Origin of the sequence: Teichococcus deserti (assembly GCF_001982615.1) — a bacterium.
GTDB lineage: Bacteria > Pseudomonadota > Alphaproteobacteria > Acetobacterales > Acetobacteraceae > Pseudoroseomonas > Pseudoroseomonas deserti.
The window spans coordinates 17,224-31,401 of the sequence record NZ_MLCO01000316.1 but is presented as its reverse complement, the minus strand read 5'-3'; the positions used below and the strand labels follow the sequence as shown (position 1 = coordinate 31,401).

At 71.7% G+C, this 14,178-nt stretch carries 14 protein-coding genes; 13 read left to right on the top strand and 1 reads right to left on the bottom strand.

All coding sequences use genetic code 11. From position 1 onward, the window contains the following. From BKE38_RS25640 to BKE38_RS25580, 13 genes are all read left to right on the top strand, one after another. Positions 1–706: CaiB/BaiF CoA transferase family protein (locus tag BKE38_RS25640; protein WP_207553677.1), on the top strand; the 706-nt coding region annotated here is incomplete at its 5' end. Next, on the top strand, positions 703–1,851 hold the full coding sequence (locus tag BKE38_RS25635; protein WP_106409310.1) for an acyl-CoA dehydrogenase family protein: 1,149 nt from the start codon (positions 703–705) through the stop codon (positions 1,849–1,851). The genes BKE38_RS25640 and BKE38_RS25635, both read left to right, overlap by 4 nt. Further along, on the top strand, positions 1,851–2,840 hold the full coding sequence (locus BKE38_RS25630; protein ID WP_076960043.1) for an acyl-CoA dehydrogenase family protein: 990 nt from the start codon (positions 1,851–1,853) through the stop codon (positions 2,838–2,840). Before BKE38_RS25635 ends, BKE38_RS25630 begins: the two co-directional genes overlap by 1 nt. Then, positions 2,837–3,631: a crotonase/enoyl-CoA hydratase family protein gene (locus BKE38_RS25625; RefSeq protein WP_076960042.1), complete on the top strand. Its 795-nt coding sequence runs from the start codon at positions 2,837–2,839 to the stop codon at positions 3,629–3,631. The genes BKE38_RS25630 and BKE38_RS25625 overlap by 4 nt, the downstream gene beginning before the upstream one ends. Positions 3,632–3,633: 2 nt before the next feature. Continuing rightward, complete coding sequence (locus BKE38_RS25620; RefSeq protein ID WP_076960041.1) at positions 3,634–4,389, top strand: tyrosine-protein phosphatase; 756 nt, start codon at positions 3,634–3,636, stop codon at positions 4,387–4,389. A 49-nt stretch (positions 4,390–4,438) separates the two neighbouring features. Next, the gene (locus tag BKE38_RS25615; RefSeq protein WP_076960040.1) at positions 4,439–5,398 is read left to right on the top strand and encodes a tripartite tricarboxylate transporter substrate binding protein; all 960 of its coding nucleotides are present in this window, start codon (positions 4,439–4,441) and stop codon (positions 5,396–5,398) included. After that, a complete protein-coding gene (locus BKE38_RS25610) occupies positions 5,395–6,456 on the top strand; it encodes an SDR family oxidoreductase (RefSeq protein ID WP_076960039.1) in 1,062 nt (353 codons plus the stop codon). Before BKE38_RS25615 ends, BKE38_RS25610 begins: the two co-directional genes overlap by 4 nt. Positions 6,457–6,552: 96 nt before the next feature. Further along, positions 6,553–7,698 (top strand): ABC transporter substrate-binding protein, encoded by a 1,146-nt coding sequence (locus tag BKE38_RS25605; protein ID WP_076960038.1) that lies wholly within the window; start codon positions 6,553–6,555, stop codon positions 7,696–7,698. Next, positions 7,695–8,477, top strand: coding sequence for an ABC transporter ATP-binding protein (locus tag BKE38_RS25600; protein WP_076960037.1), 783 nt, complete (start codon positions 7,695–7,697; stop codon positions 8,475–8,477). Before BKE38_RS25605 ends, BKE38_RS25600 begins: the two co-directional genes overlap by 4 nt. Then, entirely contained in the window at positions 8,474–9,202 is a 729-nt protein-coding gene (locus tag BKE38_RS25595; protein WP_076960036.1) for an ABC transporter ATP-binding protein, read from the top strand. The genes BKE38_RS25600 and BKE38_RS25595 overlap by 4 nt, the downstream gene beginning before the upstream one ends. Next, a complete protein-coding gene (locus BKE38_RS25590; protein WP_076960035.1) occupies positions 9,199–10,068 on the top strand; it encodes a branched-chain amino acid ABC transporter permease in 870 nt (289 codons plus the stop codon). The genes BKE38_RS25595 and BKE38_RS25590 overlap by 4 nt, the downstream gene beginning before the upstream one ends. After that, complete coding sequence (locus BKE38_RS25585) at positions 10,065–11,042, top strand: branched-chain amino acid ABC transporter permease (protein ID WP_076960034.1); 978 nt, start codon at positions 10,065–10,067, stop codon at positions 11,040–11,042. Before BKE38_RS25590 ends, BKE38_RS25585 begins: the two co-directional genes overlap by 4 nt. Next, positions 11,035–13,194, top strand: a complete 2,160-nt coding sequence (locus tag BKE38_RS25580) for an acetate--CoA ligase family protein (protein ID WP_083747866.1) — start codon at positions 11,035–11,037, stop codon at positions 13,192–13,194. The genes BKE38_RS25585 and BKE38_RS25580 overlap by 8 nt, the downstream gene beginning before the upstream one ends. Here the strand turns inward: BKE38_RS25580 and BKE38_RS25575 are convergent. Then, the gene (locus BKE38_RS25575; RefSeq protein WP_076960033.1) at positions 13,166–14,161 is read right to left on the bottom strand and encodes an NADPH:quinone oxidoreductase family protein; all 996 of its coding nucleotides are present in this window, start codon (positions 14,159–14,161) and stop codon (positions 13,166–13,168) included. The genes BKE38_RS25580 and BKE38_RS25575 overlap by 29 nt on opposite strands. Positions 14,162–14,178: the final 17 nt, after the last annotated feature.

The following is a 14,178-nucleotide window of genomic DNA, read 5'->3' as shown; positions in this document are numbered from 1 at the left end:
CTATGCCGCGGTCTCCATCCTGGCGGCGCTGAACCACCGCCAGGCGAGCGGACAGGGGCAATGGCTGGATTGCGCGCTGCTCGACAGCCAGGTCGCCGTGCTGGTCAACCAGGCGATGAACTACCTGGTCGGCGGCGCCGTGCCGCAGCGGCTGGGCAACGACCACCCCAATGTCGTGCCCTATCGCGACTTCGCCTGCAGCGATGATTACATCCTGGTTGCCTGCGGCACGGACGGGCAGTTCCAGGCGCTGTGCCGCCTGCTGGGCAAGCCCGAGATCGCCGCCGACCCCCGCTTCGCCACCAATGCCGGCCGCAGCCGCGACCGCCGCGCGCTGGAGGTGCAGCTCGCCGCCGCCATCGCCCCGTGGAAGGCCAGCGAGCTGCTGGCCGCGATGGCCGAGGCCGGCGTTCCCGGCGGCCCGATCCATTCGGTCGACCAGATCCTGGCCGATCCGCAGATTGCCGCCCGCGGCCTGCTGCAGTCGATGCAGCGCGACGACGGCACGCCGGTCACCGTCATCGGCTTCCCGACGCAATTCTCCGCAACGCCGGCCAGCTACCGCCTGGCGCCGCCGCGATTGGGGCAGGACACGGCCGCCGTGTTGCAAACCGCCCTGGGGCTGGATGCGGCCGCCATCGCGGGCCTGGCGGCGCGCGGCGTCATCGGGCTGGACCCGCTGGCCCGGGCGGAGGCGCTGCCATGATCGCCGCCCTGCCGCTCGGCGCCATCCCCGCGGCCGACGAGGCCTTTCGGGGCGAAATCCGCGAGTTCCTGCGCGCGCGCATCCCCGCCATTCCGCCCGAGCGCCGCGCCCGCTCCTGGATGGGCTTCGATGCCGGCTTCAGCCGGGCGCTGGCCGAGCGCGGCTGGCTCGGCCTGACCTTCCCGGAAGAGTATGGCGGCGCCGGCCGCGGCCCCTTCGCCCGCTACGTGCTGGTGGAAGAGCTGCTGGCCGCCGGCGCCCCGGTCGCCGCGCATTGGATCGCCGACCGGCAGAGCGGCCCGCTGATCCTGCGCTTCGGCAGCGAGGCGCAGCGCCGCTTCCACATCCCGCGCATCATCGCCGGCCAGTCCTTCTTCTGCATCGGCATGAGCGAGCCCAATGCCGGCTCCGACCTGGCCAGCGTGACGACGCGGGCCGTGCCCGAGGGGAAGGGCTGGCGGCTGAACGGCGCCAAGATCTGGACCACTCACGCCCAGCACGCGCACTACATGATCGCACTGGTCCGCACCTCCGGCACCGCCGCCGACCGCCAGAAGGGGCTTTCCCAGATCATCGTCGACCTGTCGCTGCCCGGGGTGACGATCAACCCGATCCGCGACCTGGCCGGGGAGGCGCATTTTGCCGAGGTGGTCTTCGAGGATGTGCTGCTTGGCGAGGATGCGCTGATCGGCGAGGAGGGCGCCGGCTGGGCCCAGGTCAATGCCGAGCTCGCCTTCGAGCGCAGCGGCCCCGAGCGCATCTTTTCATCCGCTGTCCTGCTGGACTGCTGGGCCGGTTACCTGCGCGAGCGCGGCGCCGATGCCGCGACCGAGCGCCTGCTGGGCCGGCTGCTGGCCGAGCTGGCCACCCTGCGAGCCCTGTCGGTGGCGGTCACCGCCCGCCTGGTCGCCGGCGACAGCCCGGTCGTCGAGGCGGCGCTGGTCAAGGACCTCGGCACCAGCTTCGAGCAGGCCATCCCCGCGCTGCTGACCGAAGCGCTGGGCGCCGATCCCGAGGCGGTCCCCCCGACGGCGCTGCTGCGGGTGCTGGGCTATACGGCGGCGATGGCGCCGTCCTATTCGCTGCGTGGCGGCACACGGGAAATCCTGCGCGGCATGATCGCGCGCGGCATGGGGTTGCGCTGATGCAGGAGCTTCTGGCCGAAGCCGCCGCCGAGCTCTTCTCGCGGCACTGCCCGCCGGCGCTGGTGCGGCGGCTGCGCGCCGGCGGCACCGATGAAGGCCTCTGGGCGAAGATCGAGGAGGCCGGCTTCCTCGACGCGCTGCGCCCGGAGGCCGATGGCGGTGCCGGCCTGACCCCCGCCGAATTCCTGCCCGTCCTGCTGGCGGCCGGCCGCTTCGCCGTGCCGCTGCCGATCGGCGAGACCGCCATCGCCCGCGCCCTCCTGGGCGGGGCCGCCCCGCCCGGCGCGGTGCTGATCGCCATGCCGGCCGGGGCGCCGCTGCAGGCCCGCATCCCGGCCCAGCGCCCCGCCGAATGGGCGGTGCTGCCGGGCGATGCCGCCCTGCTGCCGCTGGCCGACGCGCGGGAGATCGACGCCGCGGCGCCCTTGGAGCGCCGGCTGGAATGGCCCGAAGCCAGCATCGGCCAGGCGGTGCCCGAGGCCGACTGGCTGCTGCTCGGCGCCTGGCTGGAATGCGCGGTGATGGCAGGCGCCCTGGAAGCGATCCTGGAATCCAGCATCGAGCATGCCACCGTCCGGAAGCAGTTCGGCCGCCCGGTCGCCGGCTTCCAGGCGGTGCAGCAGCAGCTGTCGGTGCTGACCGAAGAGGTCTTCGCCGCGCGCATGGCGGCGCAGCTGGGCAGCATCGGCGGCGGCGAGGGCCCGCTGGGCCTGGACCGCGCCCGCGTCGCCGCGGCCAAGACCCGCATCGGCATCGCGGCGCGCGAGGCTGCGGCCATCGCCCATGCCGTGCACGGCGCCATCGGCATCACCGAGGAGCTGGACCTGCACCTGGCGACCACACGCCTGCTGCAGGGCCGCGCGCTGTTCGGCAGCGCCGATCACTGGGCCGGCTGGCTGGGCCGCGCCTATCTGGCCGAGGCGGCGGGCGACTTCGCCGGCACGCTTGATTTCGTGCGCCACCACCTGGCGCCGCAGGAGACGGCATGAGCGATTTTCTTCTCTTCGAGCGCGACGGCCCGATCGTCACCCTGACGATGAACGCGGCCGAGAAGCGCAACGCCCTCTCCATCGAAGGTGGCAGCACCGAGGCCTTCACCGAGGCCTGCGCCCGCATCGCGGCCGAACCCGATGTGCGTGCCGTGATCCTGACCGGCGCCGGCAGCGCTTTCTCGGCGGGTGGCGACCTGAAGTCGATGCGCGCCCGCTATGGTATGCCGCCCGCCGAGATCCGCGACAGCTACCGCCGCGGGATTCAAAAAATCCCGCTGGCGCTCTACGAGCTGGACGTGCCGACCATTGCCGCGGTGAACGGCCCCGCCATCGGCGCCGGGCTGGACCTGGCCTGCATGTGCGACATCCGCATCGGGGCCGCCTCGTCGTCTTACGCCGAAAGCTTCGTCAGCGTCGGCATCGTCCCTGGCGATGGCGGCGCCTGGCTGCTGCCGCGCGCCGTCGGCCAGAGCATGGCCGCCGAGATGGCCTTCACCGGCGACCGGCTGGATGCCGAGGCGGCGCTGGCCTGCGGGTTGATCTCCCGCGTCGTGCCGGACGAAGAGCTGCTGCCCGCCGCCCGCGCCTTGGCCGGCCGCATCGCGCGCAACCCGCCGCAGGCGCTGCGCATGACCAAGCGGCTGCTGCGCGAGGGTCAGCACATGCGGCTGTCGTCCCTGCTGGAGCTCTCTGCCGCCTACCAGGCGCTGGCGCATTCGACCGAGGACCACCGCGAAGCGGTGGATGCCTGGTTCGACAAGCGCCGCCCCGACTTCAAGGGCCGCTGAGCATGTCCGCAGGCGTCGGGACATTGCCGCGGGTCGTCGCGCTGCAGGGTGCCTCGAACCTGCGCGACCTGGGCGGCTATGCGACGGCCGACGGGCGGCGCACGCGCTTCGGCTTGGTGTTCCGCTCCGCCGCGCTGGGGGGGCTGACCGAGGACGACCTGGCGACGATCGGCGCGCTGAAATTGAAGACCGTCTGCGACCTGCGCGGCCTGCATGAGGCTGAGCGTGCGCCGAGCCGCCTGCCGCCGGGCGCGGAAATCCTGCCGATGCCGATCGAGCCCACCGTGGGCGCCTCGCTGCGCGACATCCTGGAGCGCGGCCAGGCGACGGGCGAGGATGTCCTTTCGCTGCTGGCGCAGGCCTACGCGGCCTACGCGACCCAGAAGCTGCCGGTCTATCGCGCGCTCTTCGCGACGATGCTGCAGCCCGGGCGCCTGCCGCTGCTGTTCCACTGCTCGGCGGGCAAGGACCGCACCGGCTTCGGCGCCGCGCTGCTGCTGACGCTGCTGGGCGTGCCGCGGGCGACGGTGATGGAAGACTATCTGGCGACCAACGGGCTGTGGCGCAGCGAGCGCGTCTTCCCGCCCGGCACTGCGCCGGAGGTGGCGCAGACGCTGATGCGCGCCCATGCGCCGCTGCTGGAAGCGGCGCTGGAACGGGCGCTGACCGGCCACGCCTCGATCGACGACTTTGCTGACGCCGCGCTGGGCCTCGATGCGACGCGCCTGCGCACCTTACGCGAAAAGATACTCGAATAACGGAGCGGATCGCCACGCAGCGGCCCGCCCACAGGGAGGAGAGAAAAGGATGCTGAGGAGGACGCTGTTCGCGAGCCTGGCCGCCCTGCTGCTGGCCCTGCCCGCCGTCGCCGCCGAGAATTTCCCGACGCGGCCTGTCACCATCATCGTGCCCTTCCCGCCGGGCGGGGCCACCGATGTCGCAGCCCGCATGATGGCCGAGGGCATGGCGCCGCTGCTCGGCCAGCCGGTGCTGGTCGACAACAAGCCCGGCGCCCAGACGGTGATCGGCGCCGAGGCCGTGGCGCGCGCCCAGCCCGACGGCCACACCATCCTGATGGCCTCCGGCACCACGCTGACGCTGAACCCGCTGCTGCCCGACCGCCTGCCCTACAAGGCGGAAGACTTCTCGCCGATCGTGCTGGTGACCAAGCTGCCCTTCGCGGTGGTGGTGCGCAACGGGCTGCCGACCAACATCGCCGACTTCGTCAAGCTGGCGCAGAGCCGCAACGGCTCGCTGAACTACGGCTCGAACGGGCCGACCAGCTTCAACAACCTGGCCGCGGTCGCCGTGCTGGAAGGCATGAAGATCCGCATGCAGGAGATCACCTATCGCGGCGATGCGCAGCAGCTGAACGACCTGCTGGGCGGCACGCTGGACGCCATCGTCGTCGGCGGCAGCTCGGGCCTGGCGGCGCATCGCTCGGGCCGCGGCCGCATCATCGGCTGGACCGGCGAGGAGCGGCTGGCGGTGACGCCGGAGATCCCGAACTTCTCCGAGCTCGGCCCCGACATGGTGGTGCAGACCTGGTTCGGCCTGCTGGCGCCGGCGCGCACGCCGCAGGCCGCCATCCTGCGCCTGAACGCCGCTGCCGCCCGCGCCCTGCAATCGACCGAGCTGCGCGACCGGCTGCTGGCGGAAGGGCAGTTCGTCGCCGGCGGCTCGCCGGACGATTTCGCCACCTTCCTGGCGCAGCAGGCCGAGCGCTGGCGGCCGGTGGTGGCGCGGCTGGCGGGCAAGCGCGAATGACCATGCGCGTCCTGGTCGCCGGCGCGCTGGGCCTGGTCGGCCGCGCCGCGCTGCACCATTACGAGGCCGCCGGCGTCGAGGTCATCGGCCTGTCGCGCCGCGCGCCGGACTTTCCGTCGAAAGCGAAGTTCCTGTCCGTGGACCTTGCCGACGCGGCAGCGACAAAGGCCGCGCTGTCCGGCCTGGGCATCACGCATCTCGTCTATGGCGCATTGCAAGAGATGCCCGACTTGCGCGGTGGCTGGCTGGCCACCGAGCAGATGGCGGTGAACCGCGCCATGCTGCGCAATTGCCTCGACGCGCTGGAAGGGCAAGGGCTGCGGCATGTTGCGCTGCTGCAGGGCACCAAGGCCTATGGCGTGCATCTCGGCCAGATGCCGATCCCGGGCAAGGAGGATGCGCCGCGCCACATCCATCCCAACTTCTACTGGGCGCAGGAGGACGATATCCGCGCGCGCCAGCCTCAGGGCGGCTGGGACTGGACGATCTTCCGGCCGCAGGCGGTGATCGGCTTCGCCCTTGGCAGCGCGATGAACCTGCTGACGGCGCTGGGCGCCTATGCCGCGATCAGCCGCGAGCTCGGCCTGCCGCTGGTCTATCCGGGCAAGGGCGACCGCATCACCGAGGTCACCGATGCGCGCATCCTCGCCGCCGCCATCGCCTGGGCGGGTGCGACGCCGGGTGCCGCGAACCAGATCTTCAACGTGACCAATGGCGACGCCATGACCTGGCGCGGCCTCTTCCCGGTGGCGGCCAAGGTCTTCGGCATGGAGATGGGCGCGCCGCAGCCCATGTCGCTGCCGGTGATCATGAGCGACAAGGCGCCGCTCTGGCAGCGCATGGTCGACCGCCATGGCCTGGCGCCGCACAGCCTGGACGCGCTGGTCGGCGCCTCCTGGCAGTTCGCCGATTTCGCCTTCAGCCGCGAGGACCAGGTGGCCTCGCTGGTCAGCACCATCAAGATCCGCCAGGCCGGCTTCGGCGACTGCATCGACAGCAGCACCATGCTGGAATGGTGGCTGCGGCATCTGCAGGAGACGCGGATCCTGCCGCGCTGAGGAAGAGGATTGCCACCCGCGCCCCCCGCGCGGCACGATGAACCACAAGCGAACCGAACTGACAAGAAGACGGTCGCGCAGGAGGAGGTTCTGAGGATGACGTCTCGCAGGCAGTTGCTGCGGGCGACGGCGGTTGGCGCATTCGCGCTGGCGGCCCCCGCCCGTCTCCGTGCCGCCGATCCGATCAAGGTCGGCGCGCTGTTTCCGCTGAGCGGCGGCGCCGCGCCGCAGGGGCAGCACGTGACCCAGGCGATCGAGATCGCTGCCGCCATGGTCAACGAGGCCGGCGGCGTGCTCGGCCGGCCGGTCCAGATCATCAAGCGCGACGATGAATCGACGCCCGCCGTCGGCGTCAGCCGCGCCAACGAACTGATCGCCGAGGGCGTCGCCGTCATCATCGAAGGCTGGAACAGCCCGGTGACGCTGGCGACGCAGACGGTGATCGCGCGGGCCGGCGTGCTGGACATCACCGCCGTGTCCAAGGCCGATCCGATCCTGACCGGCGGCGGCAACCCGCTGGCGGTGCGGCTCAACTCCTCCAACGCGCAGGACGGCCGCGTCATCGCGGAGCATCTGAAGGCGACGGGCGCGAAGCGCATCGCCTTCCTCACCCAGAACGATGCCTATGGCAACGGCGCCCAGGCCTCGATCGAGGCGCAGCTCAAGGCGGTGGACCACGTCTGGGAGAAGGTGGGCGAGGAGAAGTTCCCCTTCGCCCAGGCCGATTTCCGGGTGGCCCTGACCAATATCCGCGGTGTCAATGCCGATGCGGTGGTGGCGATCAACGCCAATGAGGGCTCCGGCCTGCCGGCGCTGATCCGCCAGGCGCGGCAGATGCGGCTGCGCGGCGAGTTCGTCACCGCGGTCGGCACGGTGGCGCCCAGCGTCATCAGCGTCGCTGGCGAGGCCGCCAACGGCATCATCGGCGCCGATATCTACTTCCCGAATGTCGAGCCCTTTGCCTCCAACCCGGTCAACCAGCAATTCGTCAAGCGCGCCGAGGAAGGCATCAAGTACACGCCCGACAAGTTCATGGCGCTGGGCGCGGCCGCGCTGCAGGTCTGGGCGGCGGCGGCGAACGAACTGAAGACGCTGGAGCGCGAGGCTATCGCGCGGCGCATCCGCGGCGGCAGCTTCAAGGGCACCGTCTTCGGCGACGTTTCCTTCGCGGCCGACGGGCAGATGCAGTCCAGCCATCACCTTTTCAGCGTGAAGGACGGCAAGATCGAGGTCCGCACGTGACCGCCGCCGGCACCGCGGATCCGCTGCTGCGGGTCGAGGGGCTCGGCGTGCGCTACGGCGCGCTGGTGGCGCTGCAGGATGTCAGCTGGCAGGTTTCCGCCGGCGAGATCCTCGGCATCATCGGCCCCAACGGTGCCGGCAAGAGCTCCTGCTACGACGCGGCCACGCATCTGGCGATGCGCAGCGGCCGCGTCTGGCTGGAGGGCGAGGAGGTGACCGCCGTGCCGGCGCATGGGCTGGCGGCACGCGGGCTGAAGCGCGCCTTCCAGCAGAATGCCTTCTTCGCCGGGCTCAGCGTGCGCGACAACATGGTCGCCGTGCTGCAGCGGGATGCCGGCAGCGGGCTGCTGGCCAGCCTGCTGGCGCCATGGCGCGAGGCGCAGGCGCGCGCTGCCCTGGAAGCCGAGGCCGCGACGCTGCTGGAAGAATTCGGCGTGCCGCACGCGATGCATGATCTGCGCCCGGGCAACATCCCCTATGGCAGCCAGCGCATGTTGTCCATCGCGCTGGCCTGGGGCCGCGGCGCGCGGGTGCTGATGCTGGACGAGCCGGCGGCCGGCCTCGGCGGCGCCGACATGGCGCGGCTGGCGACGCTGCTGCGCTCCTTGCGCGACCGGGGCGCCGCGCTGGTGGTGATCGAGCACCATATGGACCTGATCATGCAGCTGGCCGACCGCATTGTCGTGCTGGAGCAGGGCCGCATGCTAGCCAGCGGCACGCCGCGCGAGATCCAGGCCGATGCGCGCGTGCTGGAAGCCTATCTGGGCCGCGCCGCATGACGCCGCTGCTGGAAGCGCGCAACCTGCGCGTCGCCTATGCCGGGCATCGCGCGCTGGAGGTGCCGCATCTGCAGCTGGCGCCAGGCGAGCTGGTCGGCGTGGTCGGTGCCAATGGCGCGGGCAAGTCGACGCTGGTCAATGCGCTGCTCGGCTGGTCGCGCGGGCATCCGCGCGTCGACGGGCAGGTCTTCGTCCGTGGCGAGGATGTCTCCGGCATGGCGACGCATGCGCGGGTGGCGCGCGGGCTGTCGCTGGTGCCGGAAGGCGGCGCCGTCTTCATGCGGCTGACGGTGGAAGAAAATCTCGCGGCGGCCGGCCCGCTAGACGGCAGCGACCGCCCGGCGCATTCGCTTGATGAAATCTACGCGCTGTTCCCGCGGTTGAAAGAAAGACTGCACCACCTGGCCTCGGCGCTGTCGGGCGGCGAGCGGCAGATGCTGGCCATCGCCCGCGCGCTGCGCCTCGGCCCCTCGGTGCTGCTGCTCGACGAGCCATCGATCGGCCTGGCGCCCAAGCTGGTGACCGAGGTGCTGCGCCAGGTGCGCAGCCTGGTCGGCCCGAAGCTTTCTGTTCTTCTGGTCGAGCAGAATCTGCGTGCGGCCATCGAAGTGGTGGATCGACTGGTGCTGCTGGAACGCGGCCGTATCCTGGCGGAAGGTCCCGTCGCCGCCATGCGCGACGATCCGCGTATCCTGCAGGCCTATCTGGGGGAGGCCGTGGCATGAACCTGCTGCAGCACCTGATCAACGGGCTGATCCTCGGCCACGCCTATGCGCTGGTCGCCATCGGCTGGACCGTGCTGCTCGGCGTCGCGCGGCTGGTCAATTTCGGCCATGGCCAGATCTACATGCTCGGCGCCTTCGTCACCTGGTGGGCGGTGGCGCGGCTCGGCCTGCCCTATCCGGTGGCCATCGGCTTCGCCATAGGCGCCGGGCTGCTGCTCGGGCTGATCATGCAGGCGGCGATGCTGCGCCTGACCTTCGAGCAGGACCTGGTCTCCATCATGATCGTCACGCTGGGCTTCGGCCATGTGATGCGGGGCGTCGCCGGCCTGGTCTTCGGCGGCAACCCGCAGGTGCTGGAAACGCCGCTGAGCTATGTCGACTTCGAGCTCGGCGGCGCCTGGATCACCGGGCAGGACGTGATGATCGTCGTGGTGGCCATCGCCGTCTTCGCCCTGCTGCGCTTCGGGCTGGAACGCGGCGCGCTGGGCCGCACCGCGCGGATGGTGGCGGAGGATCCGAAGCTGGCGCAGCTGGCCGGCATCGATGTCCGCCGGGTGTATTTCTCCGTCTTCGCCTTCGAAGGGGCGGCGGTCGCGCTGGCCGCCGCGCTGGTGGCGCCGCGCACGCCGATCCTGACCAATATCGGCTTTGAGGAGGTGATCATCACCTTCGTCGTCGTCGTGCTGGGCGGCATTGGCTCGGTCGGCGGCTCCTATGTCGCGGGCGTGGCGCTGGGGATGTTCACCGCGCTGTTCGGCGGCTTCGTCTCGCCCGCCTATGCCAGCACCGCAGCCTTCGGGCTGCTGATCCTGGTGCTGGTGCTGCGCCCCGGCGGTTTCGCCCTGGGCGCGAGGGCGGGGCGATGACCGGCGCGCTTCGCCTCGCGGCGCTGCTGGTGTCCGCCGTCGTCGTCTTCCTGCTGCCGGCGCAGGTGCCGGCGCTCTATGGCGCCTTCACCGTCATCGCCATCCTGGCCGTCGCCGCCTATGGCCTCGACATCGTCCTGTCCGATCTGGGCGAGGTCAGCCTGGCGCATACCGTCTTCTTCGCGGCCGGCGCCTATGCCACGGGGCTGCTGGCGACGCGCGCCGGCGCGGGCTCCTGGGCGACGTTGGGCGCGGCGCTGCTGGCCGGCGTTGCCATCGCCCTGCTGCTCGGGCTGATCACGCTGCGGCTGCGCGAATTCGTCTTCTCCCTCGTCACCTATGCGGCGACGGTGGTGGCGGCGGCGCTGGCGCATAACTGGAACTTCCTGGGCGGCTCCGATGGCGTCTCCGGCATCCCGACCTTCGACCTGTCGATCGGGCCGCTGGCGCTGACGGCGCGCAACGATGCCGAGCTCTGGCCCTTTGCCTTCGCGCTGCTGCTGGTGACCCTCTACGCGGTGCGGCAGTTCCGCCGCTCGCGCCCCGGCGCGATGGCGATGATGGTGCATCTCAACCCGCGGCTGGCGACCATGTCGGGCATCGACGTGCGCCGCGTGCGGCTCGGCATCTTCGTCCTCTCGGCGCTATTCAGCGCGGCGGCCGGATGGCTCTACGCCTATCAGCGCGCCTATGTCGGGCCGGATCTGTTCGAGACCTATTTCCTGGTGCTGATGCTGACGGCCGTGGTGATCATCGGCAAGCGGCTGCTGCTCGGGCCGCTGCTCGGCACCGCGCTGATCATCGGCCAGGAGCGCTTTCTGTCGTTCGGCGGCGACGTCAACGCCGTCATCCTGGGCGGCGCGCTGATCGTTGCCCTGGCCTTCCTGCCGGGCGGGCTGGCCTCCGCCTTCACCGGGCTCGCTGCCAGGGTGAGCACCAAGAAGGATCCCCGTGAGGATGTCGTCGATGCCTGACAGCCAGCCCGCGCCGCGCCGTGCCCTCTATCGCCATGCCGATCTGCGCGCGCTGCTGGATCCGCAGAGCATCGCCATCGTCGGCGCCTCGGCCCGGGCCGGCTCCTTCGGCGAGCGCACGCTGCGCAACCTGTCCGGCTTCGCCGGCCGGCTGCACCTGGTGAACAGCCGCTACGACGCGATTGGCGAGCATCCCTGCCACGCCTCGATCGCAGCGCTGCCCGAGGTCCCCGACCTGGTCGTCGCCGCGACGCCGATGGAGGCGGCGGAGGGCGTGCTGCAGGATTGCATCACGGCCGGCGTCGGCGCGCTGCTGCTCTATGCCGCGGGCTTTTCCGAGACAGGCAGGGCGGAGCGCATCGCGCTGCAGACCAAGCTGACGGCCATGGCGCAGCGCGGCGGGGTGAAGCTGGTCGGGCCGAACTGCATCGGCCTGGTCGATTACGCGCGCGGCGCCAGGATCAGCTTCGTCGCCGTGCCGGAAGCCAAGGCGCCGCCGTCGCGCCCGGCCATCGGCATTGTCAGCCAGTCGGGCAATCTCGGCTTCGCGCTGGCCCAGGCGGTCGAGGCGGGGATGTCGATCGGCCGCGTGCTGACCTGCGGCAATTCCGCCGATGTCGATGTCGCCGATCTGGTGGCGGCGCTGGCCGAGGACCCCGCCTGCTCGGCCATCGCGCTGGTCTTCGAGGGCATGGCCGAGCCGCGCCGCCTGATCGAGGCGGCGGACATCGCCTGGGCGCAGGACAAGCCGCTGGTGGTCTACAAGCTGGCCACCGGCGAGCAGGGCGCGCAGGCGGCGCTGTCGCATACCGGATCGCTGGCCGGGTCGGACGCCACCTATCGCGCCGCCTTCGCCCGCGCCGGCATGGTGCTGGTCGAGGGCTTCGAGGGGCTGCTGGAATGCGCCAGCTTCCTGGCCAAGGCGCCGGCGCCCAAGGCCGCCGGCGTCGCGGTGGTCTCGACCTCGGGCGGCTCGGCGATCATGGCGGCCGACCGGGCGGAGGCGCGCGGCGTCGCCCTGCCGCAGCCCGGCGCCGAGGCGCAGGCGGTGCTGGTGGCGCGCATTCCGGATTTCGGTTCGGCGCGCAACCCTTGCGACGTCACCGCGCAGGTGCTGAACGATCCGGAATCGCTGCGCGCCTGTGCCGGCGCGCTGCTGGCCGATCCGGCCTATGGCACGCTGATCCTGCCCAATGGCTATGCCTATGACGTGGCGACGCCGCGCTTCGCCATGCTGAGCGCGCTGGCGGAGCAGCATGGCAAGCCGGCCTGCGTCGTCTGGACCACGCAATGGCTGGAGGGCCCCGGCGCGCGCGAGGTGGAGGCCGAGCCGCGCGTGGCGCTGTTCCGCTCGATGGACCGCTGCCTGGCCGCCATCGCCGCCTGGCAGGCCCGCGCGGCGCTGCGCGCCGAAGGGCCGCGCCCGGTCGAGCGTGCGGCGGCGCCGGAGGCCGCGGCCCGCGCTGCCGCCCTGCTGCAGGCGGCCGGCCCCGTGCTGACCGAGCGAGAGGCCAAGGCGGTGCTCGCCGAATACGGCGTTCCGGTGGTGCAGGAGCTCCTCGTCGCCGACGCGGAGGAGGCGGTGCGGGTCGCGGAACGGATCGGCTATCCGGTGGTGATCAAGGTCGAAAGTCCGGCGCTGCCGCACAAGACCGAAGCCGGCGTCATCCGCCTCGATCTGCGTGACGCCGCGGCGCTGCGGACGGCTTTCGCCGAGGTCATGGCCAATGCGCGCCGTGCCACCAGCGACGACCGGATCAACGGCGTGCTGGTGCAGCCCATGGTGCCGCAGGGCATCGAGATGGTGATCGGCGCGCGGCGCGATCCTTTGTTCGGTCCCACGGTCGTGGTGGGCCTTGGCGGCATCCTGGTGGAGCTGCTGCGCGACAGCGGCGTGGCGCTGGCGCCGGTGACGCGGGCCGAGGCGCGGCGGCTGATCGAGGGGCTGCGCGGCGCGGCGCTGCTGCGCGGCTTCCGCGGCATGCCCGCGGTGGATATCGAGAGGCTCGCCGAGGTGGTGCAGCGGGTCGCCGAGCTCGCCGCCGACCAGGCCGGGCAGATCGCCGAGATCGATGTCAATCCGGTGATCTGCCACGGCGCCCGGCTGCTGGCTGTGGATGCGCTTATGGCGCGGTCGGCGCCGCATGGGTGAGCAGCACCAGCTTGCCGGTCGCCTGCCGCGCCGCCAGCCGCTCGAGCGCTGCCACCGCCTGCTCGAGCGGGAAGCTTTCCGAGACCAGCGGCACGAGCTTGCCCTCCGCCACCCAGTCGAACAGCCCGGCGAGCAGCGCCAGCTGCGCTGCCTTCTCGCGGCGGGCGAAGTCGCCGTAGAAGACGCCGGTGACGCTGCAGCCTTTCAGCAGCGCCAGGTTGAAGGGCAGGCGCGGGATCTCGCCGCTGGCGAAGCCGACCACCAGGTAGCGGCCGCGCCAGGCGATGGAGCGCAGCGCCGGCTCGGCGACCGTCCCGCCGACGGGGTCGAAGATGACGTCGGGGCCGCGGCCCCCGGTCAGGCCGCGCAGCGTCTCGCGCCAGTTCGGGTCGGTGTAGTCGACGGCGGCATCGGCGCCGGCGTCGCGGCAGGCCTGCCGCTTGGCCTCGCTGCTGGCGGCGGCGATGACGCGGGCGCCGAGCAGCTTGCCCAGCTGGATCGCGGCCATGCCGGTGCCCCCGGCGGCGCCCAGCACCAGCAGCGTCTCGCCCGGCTGCAGCGCGCCGCGGTCGCGCAACCCGTGCAGCACGGTGCCATAGGCGAGACACACTGCGGCGGCGGCGGCGGGCTCGACGCCCTCGGGCACGGGAACCAGGCGCTCGGCGTCCAGCACCACTTCCTCCGCGAAGCCGCCATAGGTCATCAGGGCGGCGACGCGGCTGCCGATGGCGGGCGCCAAGACGCCTTCGCCCAGCGCGGCCACGGTGCCGCAGATCTCGCCGCCGGGCGCAAACGGCAAGGCGGGCTTCTGCTGGTACTTGCCTTCGACCAGCAAGATGTCGGGGAAGTTCACGCCGCAGGCCTCGACGCGGACCAGCACCTGGCCGGGGCCCGGGACGGGGCTGTCGATCTCCTTCAGCACCAGCTGGGATGGCGGGCCATAGGCCTCGCAGAGAATGGCTTTCATGACGGGGTTCCTCCGGC

What these genes read in the sequence shown, in the direction of transcription:
- BKE38_RS25635 (WP_106409310.1), top strand. Translation starts at nt 703, where the DNA reads ATGATCGCCGCCCTGCCGCTCGGCGCCATCCCCGCGGCCGACGAGGCC.
- BKE38_RS25630 (WP_076960043.1), top strand. Translation starts at nt 1,851, where the DNA reads ATGCAGGAGCTTCTGGCCGAAGCCGCCGCCGAGCTCTTCTCGCGGCAC.
- BKE38_RS25625 (WP_076960042.1), top strand. Translation starts at nt 2,837, where the DNA reads ATGAGCGATTTTCTTCTCTTCGAGCGCGACGGCCCGATCGTCACCCTG.
- BKE38_RS25620 (WP_076960041.1), top strand. Translation starts at nt 3,634, where the DNA reads ATGTCCGCAGGCGTCGGGACATTGCCGCGGGTCGTCGCGCTGCAGGGT.
- BKE38_RS25615 (WP_076960040.1), top strand. Translation starts at nt 4,439, where the DNA reads ATGCTGAGGAGGACGCTGTTCGCGAGCCTGGCCGCCCTGCTGCTGGCC.
- BKE38_RS25610 (WP_076960039.1), top strand. Translation starts at nt 5,395, where the DNA reads ATGACCATGCGCGTCCTGGTCGCCGGCGCGCTGGGCCTGGTCGGCCGC.
- BKE38_RS25605 (WP_076960038.1), top strand. Translation starts at nt 6,553, where the DNA reads ATGACGTCTCGCAGGCAGTTGCTGCGGGCGACGGCGGTTGGCGCATTC.
- BKE38_RS25595 (WP_076960036.1), top strand. Translation starts at nt 8,474, where the DNA reads ATGACGCCGCTGCTGGAAGCGCGCAACCTGCGCGTCGCCTATGCCGGG.
- BKE38_RS25590 (WP_076960035.1), top strand. Translation starts at nt 9,199, where the DNA reads ATGAACCTGCTGCAGCACCTGATCAACGGGCTGATCCTCGGCCACGCC.
- BKE38_RS25585 (WP_076960034.1), top strand. Translation starts at nt 10,065, where the DNA reads ATGACCGGCGCGCTTCGCCTCGCGGCGCTGCTGGTGTCCGCCGTCGTC.
- BKE38_RS25580 (WP_083747866.1), top strand. Translation starts at nt 11,035, where the DNA reads ATGCCTGACAGCCAGCCCGCGCCGCGCCGTGCCCTCTATCGCCATGCC.
- BKE38_RS25575 (WP_076960033.1), bottom strand. Translation starts at nt 14,161, where the DNA reads ATGAAAGCCATTCTCTGCGAGGCCTATGGCCCGCCATCCCAGCTGGTG.